The organism is Camelimonas sp. ID_303_24 (assembly GCF_053543495.1).
In genome coordinates, this window is record NZ_JBLLJM010000030.1 from 14,295 (window position 1) to 30,741 (window position 16,447).

The 16,447-nt window shown below is 66.5% G+C and carries 15 protein-coding genes; 10 read left to right on the forward strand and 5 right to left on the reverse strand.

Annotation, left to right across the window (positions count from 1 at the left end; all coding sequences use genetic code 11):
* Positions 1–129 precede the first annotated feature (129 nt).
* A complete protein-coding gene (locus ACERNI_RS16715; RefSeq protein ID WP_448834376.1) occupies positions 130–663 on the forward strand; it encodes a DUF4405 domain-containing protein in 534 nt (177 codons plus the stop codon).
* A gap of 128 nt (positions 664–791) precedes the next feature.
* Here ACERNI_RS16715 and ACERNI_RS16720 read toward each other — a convergent pair whose 3' ends face one another.
* Entirely contained in the window at positions 792–1,826 is a 1,035-nt protein-coding gene (locus tag ACERNI_RS16720) for a complex I NDUFA9 subunit family protein (protein WP_448834377.1), read from the reverse strand.
* Between ACERNI_RS16720 and ACERNI_RS16725 the strand changes: the two genes are divergently transcribed.
* The 3 genes from ACERNI_RS16725 (at position 1,813) to ACERNI_RS16735 (ending at position 5,060) form a co-directional block, all read left to right on the forward strand.
* The gene (locus tag ACERNI_RS16725) at positions 1,813–2,307 is read left to right on the forward strand and encodes a hypothetical protein (protein WP_448834378.1); all 495 of its coding nucleotides are present in this window, start codon (positions 1,813–1,815) and stop codon (positions 2,305–2,307) included. The genes ACERNI_RS16720 and ACERNI_RS16725 overlap by 14 nt on opposite strands.
* Positions 2,304–3,449 carry a glutamate 5-kinase gene (gene proB / locus ACERNI_RS16730; protein ID WP_448834379.1) on the forward strand — a complete coding sequence of 382 codons (1,146 nt, stop codon included), beginning with the start codon at positions 2,304–2,306 and terminating at the stop codon, positions 3,447–3,449. Before ACERNI_RS16725 ends, proB begins: the two co-directional genes overlap by 4 nt.
* Positions 3,450–3,734: 285 nt before the next feature.
* Positions 3,735–5,060, forward strand: coding sequence for a glutamate-5-semialdehyde dehydrogenase (locus ACERNI_RS16735; protein WP_448834391.1), 1,326 nt, complete (start codon positions 3,735–3,737; stop codon positions 5,058–5,060).
* A gap of 225 nt (positions 5,061–5,285) precedes the next feature.
* On the opposite strand, the gene ACERNI_RS16740 is transcribed toward ACERNI_RS16735, so the two are convergent.
* On the reverse strand, positions 5,286–5,534 hold the full coding sequence (locus ACERNI_RS16740) for a hypothetical protein (protein ID WP_448834380.1): 249 nt from the start codon (positions 5,532–5,534) through the stop codon (positions 5,286–5,288).
* A 90-nt stretch (positions 5,535–5,624) separates the two neighbouring features.
* Between ACERNI_RS16740 and ACERNI_RS16745 the strand changes: the two genes are divergently transcribed.
* From ACERNI_RS16745 to ACERNI_RS16770, 6 genes are all read left to right on the forward strand, one after another.
* Positions 5,625–6,257 carry a nicotinate-nucleotide adenylyltransferase gene (locus tag ACERNI_RS16745; protein WP_448834381.1) on the forward strand — a complete coding sequence of 211 codons (633 nt, stop codon included), beginning with the start codon at positions 5,625–5,627 and terminating at the stop codon, positions 6,255–6,257.
* 108 nt (positions 6,258–6,365) lie between these two features.
* On the forward strand, positions 6,366–6,764 hold the full coding sequence (gene rsfS, locus ACERNI_RS16750; protein WP_132009845.1) for a ribosome silencing factor: 399 nt from the start codon (positions 6,366–6,368) through the stop codon (positions 6,762–6,764).
* Positions 6,765–6,845: 81 nt separating this feature from the next.
* Positions 6,846–7,325, forward strand: coding sequence for a 23S rRNA (pseudouridine(1915)-N(3))-methyltransferase RlmH (gene rlmH / locus ACERNI_RS16755; RefSeq protein ID WP_448834382.1), 480 nt, complete (start codon positions 6,846–6,848; stop codon positions 7,323–7,325).
* Between the two features lie 252 nt (positions 7,326–7,577).
* Positions 7,578–9,011 carry a murein hydrolase activator EnvC family protein gene (locus ACERNI_RS16760; RefSeq protein ID WP_448834383.1) on the forward strand — a complete coding sequence of 478 codons (1,434 nt, stop codon included), beginning with the start codon at positions 7,578–7,580 and terminating at the stop codon, positions 9,009–9,011.
* Positions 9,011–10,483 (forward strand): S41 family peptidase, encoded by a 1,473-nt coding sequence (locus ACERNI_RS16765; protein ID WP_448834384.1) that lies wholly within the window; start codon positions 9,011–9,013, stop codon positions 10,481–10,483. Before ACERNI_RS16760 ends, ACERNI_RS16765 begins: the two co-directional genes overlap by 1 nt.
* Positions 10,484–10,868: 385 nt before the next feature.
* Positions 10,869–11,387, forward strand: coding sequence for an RNA pyrophosphohydrolase (locus tag ACERNI_RS16770; protein WP_448834385.1), 519 nt, complete (start codon positions 10,869–10,871; stop codon positions 11,385–11,387).
* Positions 11,388–11,577: 190 nt separating this feature from the next.
* Here ACERNI_RS16770 and ACERNI_RS16775 read toward each other — a convergent pair whose 3' ends face one another.
* The 3 genes from ACERNI_RS16775 to ACERNI_RS16785 form a co-directional block, all read right to left on the reverse strand.
* A complete protein-coding gene (locus ACERNI_RS16775) occupies positions 11,578–12,519 on the reverse strand; it encodes a DMT family transporter (protein WP_448834386.1) in 942 nt (313 codons plus the stop codon).
* A 108-nt stretch (positions 12,520–12,627) separates the two neighbouring features.
* On the reverse strand, positions 12,628–14,499 hold the full coding sequence (locus tag ACERNI_RS16780) for a glycosyltransferase family 2 protein (RefSeq protein ID WP_448834387.1): 1,872 nt from the start codon (positions 14,497–14,499) through the stop codon (positions 12,628–12,630).
* Positions 14,500–14,646: 147 nt separating this feature from the next.
* On the reverse strand, positions 14,647–16,029 hold the full coding sequence (locus ACERNI_RS16785) for a serine hydrolase domain-containing protein (RefSeq protein ID WP_448834388.1): 1,383 nt from the start codon (positions 16,027–16,029) through the stop codon (positions 14,647–14,649).
* Between the last annotated feature and the right edge of the window lie 418 nt (positions 16,030–16,447).

Sequence of the window (16,447 nt, forward strand, 5' to 3'; positions counted from 1 at the left end):
AGCGTATTTTTCCGGCGCGCCCTGGTATCGGCTCCCCCTGAAATGCGATAGAGGCGGCCCGAGGCTGTCCCTCGCCGGCGACGGCTTTCCAGCCCGCCGCTTCCATCCCGCATGCCTTCCGGAACCACGATGTCGACCGCCGCCAACAGCCTCTACAATCGCGTTCTCACCCGTTACGCCACGCCGTTGACCACTGGCCTTTTTCTCGTATCGGCCATTTCCGGCATCGCGCTGTTCTTCCGCTGGACGCCGCGCACGTTCCACGCCATGCACGAATGGCTGAGCATGCTGCTGCTGGCGCCGTTTGTTCTGCACATGGTCCGCAACTGGCGCCCGCTGGTGAATTACGCGAAACGCAAGACGCTCATCCTGCCGCTGGTCCTGTCGCTGGCGGTGGCGATCCCGTTCGCCATTTCCGGCCTCAGCGGCCCTGGCCGGGGCGGCAATCCGGCGTTCCGCGCCCTGCCGCTGATGACCCAGGCGCGTCTCGCCGATCTGGCGCCGCTGCTGAAGACCTCGCCCGACAAACTGCTCGCCACCCTGCGCGAGCGCGGCTACCAGGCGACAAGCCTCGATCAGAATCTGGAAACCATCGCCGAAGCCGCCGGCAAAAAGGCGCCGCAGGTGCTTGTGGAGTTGATGCCGCGCCGGCAGGGCTCCTGACGCCGGACCGGCGAGACGGCTTTCGATAAAGCGGAAGCTTCATCCGGAAACGCCCTTCAATAACCCGCGCTAACAAAAAACGCCGCCCCAGAGGGCGGCGTTTTTTGTTAGCCGGAAGGCCGGCCCGTTCAGGCCTCGGCGCCGTGGGCGCCGGAGCCAACCTGCGGCGGCGGCTCGAACTGGCCCTTCTCACGGAAGCGCCAGAGATAGGTCGGGACAATGGCGTCGAAACCGCTGGGCGTAACGCCAAGGTCAGCCAGCCCGCGCTTTTCGGCGACAGCGGCCTGCGACACCACATTGTCGTGGCGCAGCAGCTCCACCTGGTCGCGGGTCAGGCGCAGGCTGTCCGGCAGCAGGCCCAGCGAGACGGTGTGCAGAATTTCCAGCGCCAGCCCCTGCAGGCGCGCCAGGGCGAACGGCAGGCCAATGACGAGGCGGCGGCGGCGGATGGTGTTGAGGGTGAACGCCATCGCCTCGCGGATCGTCAGCGTCTCCGGCCCGCCCAGCTCATAGGTCGCGCCCGGCGTCGCCACGCCCGCAACGGCGCTGGCAACGGCGGCGGCCACGTCGCCGACGAACACCGGCTGCATGCGGGTTTCCGCGCCGACCAGCGGCAGCACCGGCATGAAGGTCGCCAACTGGGCGAAGCGGTTGAAGAACTGGTCCTCCGGCCCGAACATCACTGACGGCCGCAGGATGACGGCGCCTGGGAAGGCTTCGCGCACCGCGCTCTCCGCGTTGGCCTTGGAGCGGGCGTAGGCGGAGCCGGAATCGGCGCTGACGCCGAGGGCCGACATGTGGACAAGCCGTTCGACCCCGGCAGCGCTGGCGGCTTCCGCCACGGCGCGGGCGCCGAAGCCGTGCACCGCGTCGAAACGCTGGCGGCCGCCCTGGTGCATGATGCCAACGAGATTGACCACGATATCGGCGCCGGCGATGGCGCGAACGATCGAGGGCCGGTTGCGCAGATTGGCCTGGACGGCGTGGATCTGTCCCACATTACCCAGCGGCTGCAGGTGAAAGGCCAGATCCGGCCGCCGCACGGCGACGCGAATGCGATACCCCTGCCGCGCCAGGGCGCGCACCACATGGCGGCCAACGAAGCCGGAGCCGCCGAACACCGTGACAAGCGTGTCGGATGGCTGACGGATGCTGCTGGACATGTACCTCTCCCGGCGAAACTGCGTCCTGCGGGACCAAAACTGGAGCCATTACAGGAAACCTGTTCCTGCCTCCTTCGTCGCCCTGGCGCAAGTGCTTACTTGCTGCACATGCGCGCGATCCTGCTTTCCGGCCGGCAGGTCGGGCCCGGACGCGGCGCGACCCAAGGTCGCAAAACCCGGCCTCGCCATCGCCGCCTGCGGCGGGTGGAGGCCGAAGGACAAGCCGGGCAGCCGTGATGTTTCCGGCGCGGAGCCGTCGCAACAACGCGATGAAAGTTCTTTGCGAAAGATTTTGCGAAAGATTTTTGCCCGCCAGCATGCCCGTCGCCGTTCCGGATTGGCGGCTTCCTGCTGTATAGAGCAGGCGCGGCGCGACAGGGCCGCCCTTCTGGTTTCGATATCCATGTTCTTCAGAAAGAGCAGCAGCCGCTTTTTCGCGAAGATGCTTTTAACGGCGCAAAACGGCGATACACAGCCATGACCGAGATTCCCGCCCTGGACCGCTTCCGCCGCATCGTCGTGAAGGTTGGCTCCTCCCTGCTGGTCGACCGCGAACGCGGGGCCGTGCGCCAGCAATGGCTGTCGGCCCTGGCTGACGATCTCGCCGCTTTGCACCAGGCCGGCAAGGACGTCATGGTGGTGTCGTCCGGCTCGATCTCGCTGGGCCGCGCCGTGCTGAAGCTGCCGCAGGGCCCGCTGCGGCTCGAGGAAAGCCAGGCCGCCGCCTCCGTCGGCCAGATCGCCCTTGCCCGCACCTGGTCCGAAGCGCTCGGCGCGCGCGGCGTCATCGCCGGCCAGGTGCTGGTGACCCTGTGGGACACCGAGGAGCGCCGCCGCTACCTCAACGCCCGCGCCACCGTCGGCAAGCTGCTGGAGTGGCGGGCGATTCCGGTGATCAACGAGAACGACACGGTCGCCACCAGCGAAATCCGCTATGGCGACAACGACCGGCTCGCGGCCCGCGTCGCCACCATGGCCGACGCCGACCTGCTGGTGCTGCTCTCCGATATCGACGGCCTCTACACCGCCCCGCCCGGCTCCGACCCGTCCGCGAAGCACATCCCGGTGGTGCCGCGCATCACGGCGGAGATCGAAGCCATGGCCGGCGGCGCCGCTTCCCAGTTCTCGCGCGGCGGCATGCGCACCAAGATCGAAGCCGGCAAGATCGCCACCCACGGCGGCGCCCACATGATCATCGCCTCCGGCCTGGTGGAGCACCCGCTGCGCCGCATCGCCGAAGGCGGCCCGGCCACCTGGTTCCTGTCGCGCTCCACCCCGGCCCGGGCCCGCAAGAAGTGGATCGGCGGCCTGCTGGAAACCAGCGGCGCGGTCACCATCGACGACGGCGCGGTGGCGGCGCTGCGCCGGGGCAAGAGCCTGCTGCCCGCCGGCGTCACCGCGGTGGAGGGCGAGTTCCTCCGCGGCGATCCGGTGCTGGTGCGGAACCCCGCCGGCGCGGTGGTCGCCCGCGGCCTGATCAATTTTGACGCCGACGACGCGCGCGCCATCGCCGGCCACGGCAGCGGCGAGATCGCCGCCATCGTCGGCTACGCCGGCCGGGCGGAGATGATCCATCGCGACGTGCTGGTGCTGACCGCCGCCGCGAAGGACGACGCCGCCTGAGGCCTGGGCGCTGAAACCCCGGAAGCCGGGAGAGAGCCAGGAGATAGCCAGGAACTGGCGTACTGGGAGCTGGAGCCCTGAAACGGACGGCCAGGGAGGCCCCAGCCCCGCACACCCCTTGTATTGGCCGGCGCGACGGCCAATAATGATGACCGTAATCAATCGTCGCCGCCAGACCCGGCGGGCATACGTTTGTCCAGCGCAACACGCAAAGGCCCATCCATGAGCACCGCAGCCCACCTCGCCCACACCGCCAGCGCAGCGCAGTCTGTTCGCGGCCAGGGTATGCCAGGTGCGACGCCGGTTGCGACGCCAGTTGCGGCCCGCGTTGCCACCCCTGGCGCGCCGGATGTCGATGTGGCCACGCTGATGGCGGACATGGGCGCGCGCGCCGTGATCGCCCGCCGCACGCTGGCCCTGGCCAGCGCGGAAACCCGCGCCGCGGCGCTGGCGGCGGCCGCCGACGCCATCCGTCGCGCCAGCGCCCGCATCCTCGCCGCCAACGCCGAGGATATCGCCGAGGCGCGCGCCAACGGCCAGACCGAGGCTTACATCGACCGGCTGGCGCTGGATGCGTCCCGCATCAACGCCATCGCCGATGGCGTCGCCGCCATCGCCGCCCTGCCCGATCCGGTTGGCAGGGTGCTGGCCACCTTCGAGCGGCCCAATGGTCTGGTGATCCAGCGCGTATCGACCCCGCTCGGCGTCATCGGCATCATTTTCGAGAGCCGGCCCAATGTCACCGCCGACGCGGCGGCGCTGAGCCTGAAGGCCGGCAACGCCGTCATCCTGCGCTCCGGTTCGGACAGCTTCCGCTCGGCCAGCGCCATCGCCCACGCCATGTCGGAGGGGCTGGCCGCCGCCGGCGCGCCCGCCGACGCCGTGCAGCTCGTCCCCACCCGCGACCGCGCCGCCGTCGGCGAGATGTTGCGCGGCCTGAACGGCGCCATTGACGTCATCGTGCCGCGCGGCGGCAAGAGCCTGGTGGAGCGGGTGCAGAACGAGGCGCGGGTGCCCGTGTTCGCCCATCTGGAGGGGCTGGTGCACGTCTATGTGGACGCCGAAGCCGATCTCGACACGGCCCGCGCCGTGGTGCTGAACTCCAAGATGCGCCGCACCAGCATCTGCGGCGCCGCCGAAACCCTGCTCATCGACCGCGCCGCCGCCGGCCGCCTGCTGGCGCCGCTGGTTTCCATGCTGCTCGACGCCGGTTGCGAGGTGCGCGGCGACGCGGACATTCGCGCCGTCGATGCGCGCGTCAGCGATGTTTCGGAGGCGGACTGGAGCACTGAATATCTGGAGGCGATCATCGCCGTGCGGCTGGTCGATGGCCTCGACGGCGCCCTGGCGCATATCAACGCCTGGAGCTCCCAGCACACCGACTGCATCATCACGGAGAACGCGGAAAAAGCCGAGCGCTTCCTTGATGAGGTTGATTCGGCCATTGTCCTGCACAACGCCTCGACCCAGTTCGCCGACGGCGGCGAATTCGGCTTCGGCGGCGAAATCGGCATCGCCACCGGGCGCATGCACGCGCGCGGTCCGGTGGGAGCCGAGCAGCTCACTTCGTTCAAGTACAAGGTGCGCGGCGCCGGCCAGACCCGTCCCTGAGCGCCAGAAAAGACTTCAGGCAGGCGCATCCCCCCTGCCTGAAGACATCGCCGTGGACATGGCCCTGGAGCGCATCTCCGCTTCAGCGCTGTGGCCCCGGATGACCATGCGCGTACAGGCGACATCCGCCTGTTCGCATCACGCCCTGGAGCGCGCTCAGGTCAGAACGCGTTCAAAACGAGAAAAACGGGAGCAGTTGGCGATCCAGATTGATCGCAGACTGCTCTAGTGCGCCGGGCGCGCCGTTTCCACCGGCGTTTCCGTCATCGGGCGCGGCGGGGCGGTTTCACCGGCCAGCAGCGCCTGCATTTCCTCGGGCGTTTCCCGCGCCAGCAGCACGTCCGGGTGATGCGCCGCGCTGGTGGTGAGATAGATGGCCGATCCGCCATGAACCGTGCCGCGCACCATCAGCACGCATGACGCGTTCAGCAGGATGCGGGTATTGTCGACCGGATCTGTGACGTGGATGAACATGACAACCTCCTTGCGTCGGTTACCTCCCTGCATATGTAACGCAACCGCCGGCGATTTTGTTCGGGCATGCCCTGTCCGGACGCGCGCCGCATGATTCCGCGCTGGCGCCTGCCGCCGCTCGCGCCCGGGGCGCGCATCGGCCTGTATGGCGGTTCGTTCAACCCGCCGCACGCCGCCCATCGCCTTGTCGCCGACCAGGCGATGAAGCGGCTGGGGCTCGACCGCGTCTGGTGGCTGGTGACGCCGGGCAACCCGCTGAAAAGCGTCAACGGTCTGTTGCCCATCGCCACGCGCATCGCCCAGGTTCGCGCGATCGCCGGCCGCGCCCGCCACCACGTGACCGGCTTTGAGCAGGATATCGGCGCCAGGTTCAGCCACGACACCATAGTCTGGCTGCAACGGCGCTTTCCGGACGTGCATTTCGTCTGGATCATGGGTGGCGACAGCATGGCGGCGCTGCACCGCTGGCGCCACTGGCGCGACATCATGCGCCGCATCCCGGTGGCGGTGATCGACCGGCCGGGCCATACCCTGGCCGCCACCGCCGCCATCGCGGCGCGCACATTCGCCGCGGCCCGCCTGCCGGAAGCCGAAGCGCGGCGGCTGGCCACATCGCCCACCCCAGCCTGGGTGCTGCTGCATGGCCCGCGCTCGCCATTATCCTCCACCGCGTTGCGCGCCAGCGCCGGCCAGGCGCCCCCTCCGGGAGGCAGCCCGTCCTGAGCTGCGGAAAGCCCCCGCCGCTCCGTTGAACCTGGCTGACGTAACGGCTATGATGGGGGCACGTTTTCAGACATCGTTTTTCACGCAAGGGACCAGGCGCGCTACCATATGCCCAATCGCATTCCGGACACCGAACCGCAGGCCGCGGACGTCAACGCGGACGTCGCCCTCGCCAATGTCCTCTCGGTCGCCTTGCACAGCCTTGACGAGATGAAGGCGGAAGACATCGTCCAGCTCGACCTGACGGGCAAGACGTCGCTGGCCGACGCCATGATCATCGCCTCCGGCCGCTCCAACCGCCATGTGGGCTCGATCGCCGAAAAGCTGATCGAGGACCTCAAGGCGGCGGGCGTCAAGGGCATCAAGGACGAGGGCTTCCCGTCCTGTGACTGGGTGCTGGTCGACGCTGGCGACCTCATCATTCACATCTTCCGCCCGGAAGTCCGCGTCTTCTACAATCTGGAAAAGATGTGGGGCGCCGCGCCGGCCGCCGGAACCGCTTCCTGACGCGATCCGCCGAACGCCCGCATTTGCCGCCCTGCCCTATATCGGGGCGGCAATGACGCGCCAGGCCATGGGACCACGTCCTTGAAAATCTCGCTGATCTGCGTCGGCCGCATGAAAGCTGGCCCGGAACGGGAGCTGGCCGACCGCTATCACCAGCGCGCCGTCGCCCAGGGACGTCCGCTCGGCGTCAGCGCGGTCAATGTGGTTGAGCTGCCGGAGAGCCGCGCGGCCGACGCCGGCCGGCGCAAGGCCGAGGAAGCGCAGGCGATTCTCGGCAAGGCGCAAGGCGGCGTCATCATTGCCTTTGACGAGCGCGGCGCGGCCCTCGGCAGCGAGACGGTCGCGGCGCGCTTCGCCGCCCTGCGCGACGGCGGCGCGGAGCACGCGTGCTTTGTTATCGGCGGCGCCGACGGGCTTGACCCGGCCGTGCGCGACCAGGCCCGGCTGGTCCTCTCCTTCGGCGCCATGACGCTGCCGCACCAGCTGGTGCGGGTGCTGGCGCTGGAACAGATCTACCGGATGATGACGATCATCGACGGTCATCCCTATCATCGCAGCTGAGCGCCGGCGCATTTTCGCGCCGGGCGCCACCGCATCGCCTTGTTTGCCATTGATTGTCGCGGTCAATCGCGTCGGCCCGCTGTCGCCGCGCCCCTCATCTGCGCCTGACTGGCGCTTCTGGCGGAACAAAATGGTTGATGATGCAAAGGCTGCGTTTACCTCGGCGCCATATCAGTCACTGTGAGGCGTTGCGCCGCTCGCCTGTCGCCCACGCGGCCAGCATCTGAGCACACCATCCGAGCACACCTGAACATGGTTCATTCCGCGCTCCCGCCGCACCATTCGCGCCGCAACCTTCCCACCCTGCGAATCGCCAGGAGTGGCCTGCTGGCCTGCGCCCTGACGGCGGCGGCCGTCTTCGCGCTTCCTCCCGGCCCGGCCCTTGCCCAGCAACGCGCCGGCGCCAACACCCGCCAGACCGAAAAGGATGCGCGGGAAGCGGAGCTGAAGGCCATCGAAACCCGGCTGCATTCCAGCGAGGAAGCGCGGATTCGTCTGGAAGCGGAAATCGCCGCGATCAAGCTGGACCGCGCCCGCCTCAACGGCGCCCTGCTGAACACCACCAGCAAGGTGCAGGCGACGGAGGAGCGCATCGCCGAACTCGAATCGCGCCTCGCCACCCTTAACGACAGCGCCGCCGCCATCCGCAAATCGTTCCAGAGCCGCCAGGACGTGATCGTCGAGGTCATGGCGGCGCTGCAGCGCATCGGCCGGCGGCCGCCGCCGGCGGTGCTCGCCAGCCCCGACGATCTGCTGACGGCGGTGCGCACATCGATACTGCTGGGCGCCGTGCTGCCGGAGTTGCGCGCCGAAACCCGCGCCCTCGCCACCGACCTGGCGGAGCTGGTGCGGCTTGGCGACGCCATCAAGGCCGACAAGCAGACCCTGTTCCGGGAAATGGAGGCGATCGTCGAGGAGCGGCGGCGGCTGGCGGCGCTGATCGAGGCGCGTCAGGCCCGTCTCGCCGGCGCCGAGCAGGAAACCAGCGACCAGACCAGCCAGGCCGCGGCGCTGGCCAGGCAGGCCACGGACCTCAAGAGCCTGATCGCCAGGCTGGAATCGGAGCTCGGCGCAGCCCAGCGCAATACCGAGGCGGCGCGCAAGGCCGAGGCGGATCTCAAGAACGCCAAGGAACAGCTCGCTTCGCTGGCGTTCAAGGATCCGGCCCGTCTTGAACCGAAGATCGCCTTCGTGGACGCGCGCGGCCAGTTGCCGCTGCCGGTGGGCGGAAAAGAGGTGGTTTCCTTTGGAACCTCGGATTCTGCCGGCGGCAAGACACAGGGAATTACCATCGCGGCGCAGCCCGGCGCCGTTGTTTCGGCGCCATCTGATGGTTGGGTATCATTTGCCGGCCCTTTCCGCTCGTTCGGCCAACTCTTGATCATAAATGCCGGCGGTGGGTACTATGTCCTGCTGGCGGGCATGGAGCGGATCAACGTCAGTCTCGGCCAGTTCGTTCTGGCTGGCGAACCAGTCGCCACCATGGGGCAGTCTGGCGCTGGCGACGCGGGCAAGGCCAATACAGGGACGCCTGACAACACAGAAGCAACCGGGGGCGGACGGGCGGATACACATCCAGGACCGGCGCTCTACATCGAATTCCGTAAGGATGGCGGGGCGATCGACCCCACGCCCTGGTGGTCCAGATCCCAGGGCGCGTCTCAAGGCGAAAAGGTTCGCGGATAATGCGAAAGATTTCCATTCTGGTTTGCGGCGTGGCGATGGGCGTCGGCATGTCGCTCGTGGCGACGCAGACCCGGTTGATGTCCACGACCAGCGCCACCGCAGCCTCGCCAGACATCTACCGCCAGCTCAACCTGTTCGGCGACGTGTTTGAAAAGGTTCGCAGCGACTACGTCGAGAAGCCCAGCGAAGGCAAGATGATCGAGTCGGCCATCAATGGCATGCTCTCATCGCTTGATCCGCATTCCAGCTACATGGACGCGAAAGCGTTCAAGGACATGCAGGTGGAAACGCGCGGCCAGTTCGGCGGCCTCGGCATCGAGGTGACGCAGGAGGACGGGCAGATCAAGGTCGTGACGCCGATCGACGACACGCCCGCCGCCCGCGCCGGCATCCTGACCAATGACCTCATCACCAAGATTGACGGTGAAGCGGTGCAGGGCATGGCGCTGAACCAGGCCGTCGACAAGATGCGCGGCCCGGTCAACACCAAGGTCACGCTCACCATCCAGCGCCCGGGCCGCAAGGAGCCGCTGCAGGTGACGCTGAACCGCGAGATGATCTCGATCCGCTCGGTGCGCTCGCGCGTTGAGGGCGACATCGCCTACATCCGCCTGACCCAGTTCATCGAACACAGCTTCGACGACGTGAAGGCGGCCATCGAAAAAACCACCAAGGAAATCGGCGCCGACAAGATCAAGGGCTACGTCCTTGACCTGCGCAACAACCGCGGCGGCCTGCTTGATCAGGCGGTTTACGTCTCCGACGCCTTCCTGAACCGCGGCGAGATCGTCTCGACCCGTGGCCGCAACGCCGACGAAACCCAGCGCTTCAGCGCCCGCAACGGCGATCTCACCAATGGCAAGCCGGTGGTCGTGCTGATCAACGGCGGCTCCGCCTCGGCGGCCGAAATCGTCGCCGGCGCCCTGCAGGATCACAAGCGCGCCACGCTCATCGGCACGCGCTCGTTCGGCAAGGGCTCGGTGCAGACCATCATTCCGCTCGGCTCCAATGGCGCGCTGCGGCTCACCACCGCCCGCTACTACACGCCGTCCGGCCGCTCCATCCAGGCCAAGGGCATCGACCCGGACATGGTGGTGCTGCAGGACATTCCCGACGAGTGGAAGGGCAAGGACGAAACCAAGGGCGAAGCCGGCCTGAAGGGCCACCTCTCCGGCGAGCGCCGCGACAGGGACAAGGCGGAGCAGCAGGACGCCGCCCAGGCGAAGCCGGACGACAAGGCCGCCCCCGACGCCGGCAAGGCGACGCCGGACAGCACTGGAAAAGACAAGACCGGAAAAGACAAGGCGAGCAAGGACAAGGAGCCGGAGGAGCAATCCGGTTCCTCGGCCTACATCCCGCCGGACCCGGCCAAGGACAAGCAATTGCAGGCCGCCCTTGAGCTGCTGCGCACAGGTCGCGCCACCGCCGCGGTCGCCAAACCCGCCGACCCGCAGAAAGCCAAGGCCAACTGAGGCGGCTGGCCGGAATTGGGCTGAAACCCGAAGCAAGACCCTGGCGATGCCTCGCCAGGGTCTTTTTCATTGCCCAACTGGCTCGGCAAGGCTGCTCGTGAAAGCCAGCCCGGGGTCTGGCGGCGTGACGCGCGCCAATGCCGGGCAAGGCGCCTTCCATGCTGGAGACAGGCGACGCGCTGGCTGGATCAGCCGCAGCCACACATGGCGGGATCACGGTCATGCCCAAGACCATTGCCAGAGCAGGGTCGCATCCGGCATAACAACGGCCCCCGGAAGTTCTTCGGGGTCTGCAGCATAAGGCGCAGGACAAGGCTGGCCCGGATGGGCCGGATGTCTCTTGGCCGCCGGAGCGCCACCAAATTTATCCCGGGCGAGGCCTGCCATGACTGACGACAAGCGCTTTTTGAAACTTCCCTATCGCCTGTGCGTCGGCGTCATGCTGCTCAATCGCGACAATGAGGTGTTCGTCGGCAAACGCCGCAATGAGGCGGGGCCAGAGCACGTCAACGCCGCCTATTCCTGGCAAATGCCCCAGGGCGGCATTGACGACGGCGAGGAGCCCTACCCCGCCGCCCTGCGCGAGCTCTACGAGGAAACCAGCGTGAGCTCGGTTGAACTCGTCGCCGAAGCGCCGGCCTGGTACAGCTATGATCTGCCGCAGGAAATCCTGCGCCGCTCCTGGCGGGGCCGGTATCGCGGCCAGAAGCAGAAATGGTTCGCGCTGCGCTTCACCGGCAATGAGTCGGAGATCAATGTGCGCCATCCCGCCGGCGGCCACAGGGCGGAGTTCAGCGAATGGCGCTGGGCGCCCATGGACAGCCTGCCGGACCTGATCATCCCGTTCAAGCGCCCGGTCTACGAGCAGGTCGTGGCCGCCTTCTCGCAATTGCCAAAAAGCTGAGGCGCGCCCGCGCAGGTCGCACGGATGCTGGCGCGGCGTCCCATCCGCAAGGCCCGGACGGATTCAGCTTTCCCTGCCTGAGCGAATAGTAGTGGCCAGGCGGTTGCGCCTGGCCCGCCAGCTGGAAAACGCGGGCCTGCGTCCGGTCCTGACCAGCATCCGGCCGGTCAGGCTCACCCTGCTTCTCGCGTCAGCTTCGCCCGGTGAGCCGACGCCATATCGCCGGAAACAGCCGGCCGTCGATCACCGCCAGACCCGCGACAACCATGGCCATGCCCAGAAAGGCTGTGGGCGGCAGCCGCTCGCCCAGCACCATGGCGCCGAGCGCCACCGCCCACCCCGGGATCAGCAGGTTCACCAGCATCAGATTGGTGGCTCCAGCCTCCGCCAGCACCCGGTAGAAAATGATGTAGGGCAGCGCCGTGGCGATCACGCCCAGCGCCAGCACAGCGGCGATCGCCCCTGCGCCAGGCGCTGGTCGGGTCCACGGCTGGTCAACGACCAGCGCCAGCGGAACGATGACGCAGGCCACCATCAATTGCTGGCCGAAGGCGGCGACCACCGGGGTCACCTCCATGCTGCGGAAGACCCTGCCATAGACGGCGGACGCGGCGTAGCTGACCGTAGCCGACAGGCAGGTGATTTGCGCCAGCACGGCGCTGTCCATGCCGGACAGCACGCCTGGCCCTACCACCATGGCGACGCCCAGCATGCCGGCCAGCACACCCGTGAACCTTTGCCGCGTCAGCTTCTCGTCATCGGTCAGCAGATGCGCCATCACCGCCGTCAGCAGTGGCGTCGGCGCGTTGAGAATCGCCGCCATGCTGGAGGGAATTTGCGTCTGCGCCCACGCCACCATCATCCACGGGATCAGATTGTTGAGCGCCCCCATGATGAAGAACGCCCGCCAGACCTTAGCCTCGCGCGGCAGACGCTGGCGGCCCACCGCCACGATGAGGCCAAGCGCAATCGCGGCCACCCCCACCCGCCCGGCCACCACACTGAATGGCGCAAAACCCGCGAGCGCGAACTTGATAAACATGAAGCCGCCGCCCCACAGGGCGGACATCAGCAAGATCAGCAGCCACAGGCGGCCGGTCATGCCGGAACTGGCGGGGACGGGGCTGGTCACGGACTTTAGGTCTCAGGAATGTGGAAGGCGCCCCTGGAGGCTCACCCCGGCTGGCGGAGTTCAGATAACGATCACGCTTTTGGAAGCCCCGCCTCCTGACCGCAACCGTCACCCCGCAAGTTCGAAATGCGCCCCCCGCGGATGGAAATTGGGATTATAAAACGGATCCCGGTTACGGAGGCCCGGGTGCGCGTCATAGAGCTTTTCCCGATCGGCATCGAGACGCGCCCGTTTCGCCGGATCCGTTAAATCATTGCCCCGGCTGATCGACTCATAGTGAAGCAGTTGCGCCGCCGACGCCACGATATTGTAGTAACCGCGCTCATAGAGACGGAAACACAAGTCGACATCGTTATAAGCAACAGGCAGTTGCTCATCGAATCCGCCAACCGCGTCGAACTTCGCGCGTGCGATCATCAAACAGGCCCCGGTCACAGCAAGCCAGTTATATTCCAGTACGTTGCGCAAGAAGTAGCCAGGCGTGTCCGCCCGCTCATGCAACAGGGCGTGAACCGGACCAATCTCCGAATTGATCACGCCCACATGCTGCACGCCCCGGCTCTGCGGGTACAACAGTTTCGCGCCAACCGCGCCGATGTGTGGCAGTTGCGCAAAACCGGCCATGCGCTCCAGCCAGTCAGGTGTGATGACTTCCGTGTCGTCGTTGAGGAACAACAGCAGCTCGCCATCCGAATGGCGCGCGCCAATATTATTCAGCTCCGAATAGTTGAACGGCGCATCATGGCGGATGACCTTCACGCCCTTGCGCTGTTCTTCATCGAGCATCTGCAAGGTGGCGGCGTCCGTCGTGCCGTTATCGAGCACGACAACCTGAACATTCTGGTAGCTGGACCTGGTCCGGATGGACTCCAGGCACACGCCGAGCACGCGGCCATTGTTCTTGCTCGGAATGATAATGGAGATCAGCGGCGCGCCCTGCACATGCGGACGCACGCGGAAAAAGCCGCGCGCCTCCTGCAATGGCTCCAGCACGCCGGATATGCCGCGCCGGGCCAGGGCGTCTTCCCGCGCCCGTTTGCCGGCGTCGATCGCATAGGGCTTGGCGTCCTGATCTCCCGCCGCCGAGCCTGGATTGACGCGCCAGTGATACAGCACCCTGGGGATGTGCACGATGCGCCGCGCCCTTTCGGCAATCCGCAGCACCAGATCCCAGTCCTGGCTGCCATCGAACTCTGGCCGCAACAGCCCCGTCTCATCCAGCAGCCCCCTGCGCACGCAACTGACGTGACAGGTGTACATGATGCTCATCAGCGTGTCGGGCGACCAGTCCGGCTTGAAGAATGGCTCAAAATGCCGACCGCGCGGCGAGAGCTTGTCCTCGTCGCTGTACAGATAGTCCGCGCCCGTGTCGCGGATCGCCCGCGCCAGCTCATACAGACAATCGACCGTCAGTTCGTCATCGTGATCAAGAAAAACGATGTAGTCGCCGGTCGCCGCCGCGATGGCGCGGTTGGTGGCGGCGGAAATGCCGCCGTTCTGCTCCGTGAACAGCACCTGGATGCGCGGATCGGAAATCTGCGCCAGCGCCGTCCGCGTTTCTTGCGATGGGCTGGCGTCATCAGCCAGGATCAATTGCCAGTGTGGATACCATTGCGCCTGCACCGAGGCGATCATCGCCTCCAGCAGGACGGGCGGCGTATTCCAGGTCGGCGTGACAATCGAGAAACGGATATTGAGCCCTGGCTCCGCCAGGATCCCGGCGAGATCAGCCGGACGCCGTGGCGAGACATAACGATAGGGCGCCCCGCCTGCGCCGAGCAGGCGACGGACCAGCGCGCTGTTAGCTATATATGGCGCCAAGCGACGGCGCAGCCAGTTTCGTGCGCCAAGCGGCAGCAGATTCCTGGCGAGCGTTCGCGCGAGATCAACAGGGCGGACAGAACCGCCCGATGAACGCCCGATGGTCGCCTTGCGCTCACCAGCGTTGCCCTCCGGGGGCTCGCCGCTCTGCCGTGTCATTGTGACGGTGTCCCCCGATGCTCGAGCCTGGCCGGCAATACCCGACAAGAACTGCTCTAGCCTGAGCACCTGCATCATGCAAACGGTGGCAAGGCGTCCATAACGCGGCGTGACGGCGGCGACAAACCCTCCGTCACGCCTGATGGATCAGGGTTTCTGCTTCATTAGATGCGCCGCCATGGCGGAGAAGGCCGGCAGGGTCAGCGGATCATTGGCGGCGTTGGCGGCGATGGGGTGGGAGGCGAAGCGGGCGATCACCATCTTCGCGGCCGGATCGACATAGATCGACTGACCATGGATGCCGCGCGCCATGAACGCCTTGTTGGCGTTGTTCGTCACCCACCACATGTTGCGATAGGACCAGCCAGGCAGCGTCTTGTAGCCGGCTGCGACGAAGGCGTCGCGGTCGCCGCCATTACGGATGTCGGCGACGACGCCAGCCGGAATCACCTGGCGATCGCCAACCTTGCCGTCATTGCGCATCAGCTCGCCGAAGCGGGCCATGTCCCGCAAGGTGGCGTTCAGACCGCCGCCGCCGGATTCATCTCCCGCCGGGTCCATCAGGAAGTAGGCGTCGTCATCGGCGCCCACCGGCTCCCAGATCTGCTCCCGCAGCAATTCCGCAAGGGATTTGCCGCCAGCCCTGCGCACGATCCAGGCCAGCACTTCGGCGTTGCTGGTCTTGTAGGCGAAGTCCTTGCCGTGCGGCCCTTCCTTGGGCAGCGCCACAAGAAATTCGGAGAAATTGTCCGGCCCCTTGTAGCCCGGCGGTCGCGGCAGGATGCCGCCGGCCCGGGCGTAGTCCCAGATGCTCGATGTCGGATCGGCGTAGTTTTCGGTGTATTTGACGCCGATGCGCATATCCATGACGTCGCGCACGGTAGCGTCGCCATAGGCCGAATCCTTCAGCTCTGGCACATATTTGGTGACAGGCGCCTGCGGGTCGAGCTTGCCTTCCGCCGCCAGCATGGCCGCCAGGGTGCCGACAAACGATTTGGTGACGGACATCGCCTGGTGCGGCCGGTGCGGCGCTGCGGCGCCAAAATAGCGCTCGTAGATCACCTTGCCGTCATGCATCACGAGAATGCTGTCGGTGTAGGTGTTGGCCAGCATCTCCTTCCAGGTCATGTCGGCGCCGGTCATGGTCTTGAACGTCAGGCCGTCCAGTTCGGCGGGCTGCGATACCAGTCTGGAAGGCGTCTCCGCATGACGCACGTCGCGCGTTGGCAGCAACTCACGCATGTGGTTGAACGACCAGCGGGTTTGCGGAAACTTCAGCATGCTGCCATCGGCGGCGCGGATCGTCTTGTCCTTCGGCGGCGGCGAGCCCTGCATCCAGCCGAGCTTGATCGGGTCGGTTGCCGCCGGGTCTGGCAGGGTGGGGCCGCCCTGGGCGCCTGCGGCGTGGCTCCAGACAGCGGCAAGGGCGACCGTCCCCAACGCCAGCGCCTTCATGGCGGCGCGACGGCGCGATGGCGCGGTGACGAACGAATTGTCCGGATCGTGCTTCCCGGCTGCAACCATACTCATATCCTCCCTGCTCCGGCGCGCTCCTGCGGGCCGGCGCGCATCTCAATGGATGCGATCAGCACTGAATACTCGGCGAGGATAGATGATCTTGACGCCACATGGCCATACCACTAATGGCGATGAAGTAATTTACTGGTGAACCATCGCAATCCGCCGGGAAACCGGATCAATGGCGCATCAGTCATGGTTTGCGGGGCGCACGAAGCTGGATCAGGCAGACCGCCCATCCGGGTTTCTCGTGAAAGCTGATCTACTGTTCTTCATGACAGGCCGCAGGAGCGATCCGGACAGGATAATCCAGATCTGGAGCGCTTTCTGGCCAGCTGGAATCATCTGGCCAGAAAGCACTCCAACCAGGAGGACGGAGTTCGTCCCGGTCCATATTGATCGGGAATGGCTCTAGGACGGATCGACATTC

Bases quoted from the DNA above. Each gene is read 5' to 3' on its own strand.
- ACERNI_RS16725 (WP_448834378.1), top strand. From the start codon at position 1,813: ATGCTGCTGGACATGTACCTCTCCCGGCGAAACTGCGTCCTGCGGGAC.
- ACERNI_RS16780 (WP_448834387.1), bottom strand. From the start codon at position 14,499: ATGACACGGCAGAGCGGCGAGCCCCCGGAGGGCAACGCTGGTGAGCGC.
- ACERNI_RS16745 (WP_448834381.1), top strand. From the start codon at position 5,625: ATGATTCCGCGCTGGCGCCTGCCGCCGCTCGCGCCCGGGGCGCGCATC.
- ACERNI_RS16770 (WP_448834385.1), top strand. From the start codon at position 10,869: ATGACTGACGACAAGCGCTTTTTGAAACTTCCCTATCGCCTGTGCGTC.
- ACERNI_RS16765 (WP_448834384.1), top strand. From the start codon at position 9,011: ATGCGAAAGATTTCCATTCTGGTTTGCGGCGTGGCGATGGGCGTCGGC.
- ACERNI_RS16715 (WP_448834376.1), top strand. From the start codon at position 130: ATGTCGACCGCCGCCAACAGCCTCTACAATCGCGTTCTCACCCGTTAC.
- rsfS (WP_132009845.1), top strand. From the start codon at position 6,366: ATGCCCAATCGCATTCCGGACACCGAACCGCAGGCCGCGGACGTCAAC.
- proB (WP_448834379.1), top strand. From the start codon at position 2,304: ATGACCGAGATTCCCGCCCTGGACCGCTTCCGCCGCATCGTCGTGAAG.
- ACERNI_RS16785 (WP_448834388.1), bottom strand. From the start codon at position 16,029: ATGAGTATGGTTGCAGCCGGGAAGCACGATCCGGACAATTCGTTCGTC.
- ACERNI_RS16735 (WP_448834391.1), top strand. From the start codon at position 3,735: ATGCCAGGTGCGACGCCGGTTGCGACGCCAGTTGCGGCCCGCGTTGCC.
- ACERNI_RS16760 (WP_448834383.1), top strand. From the start codon at position 7,578: ATGGTTCATTCCGCGCTCCCGCCGCACCATTCGCGCCGCAACCTTCCC.
- ACERNI_RS16720 (WP_448834377.1), bottom strand. From the start codon at position 1,826: ATGTCCAGCAGCATCCGTCAGCCATCCGACACGCTTGTCACGGTGTTC.
- ACERNI_RS16740 (WP_448834380.1), bottom strand. From the start codon at position 5,534: ATGTTCATCCACGTCACAGATCCGGTCGACAATACCCGCATCCTGCTG.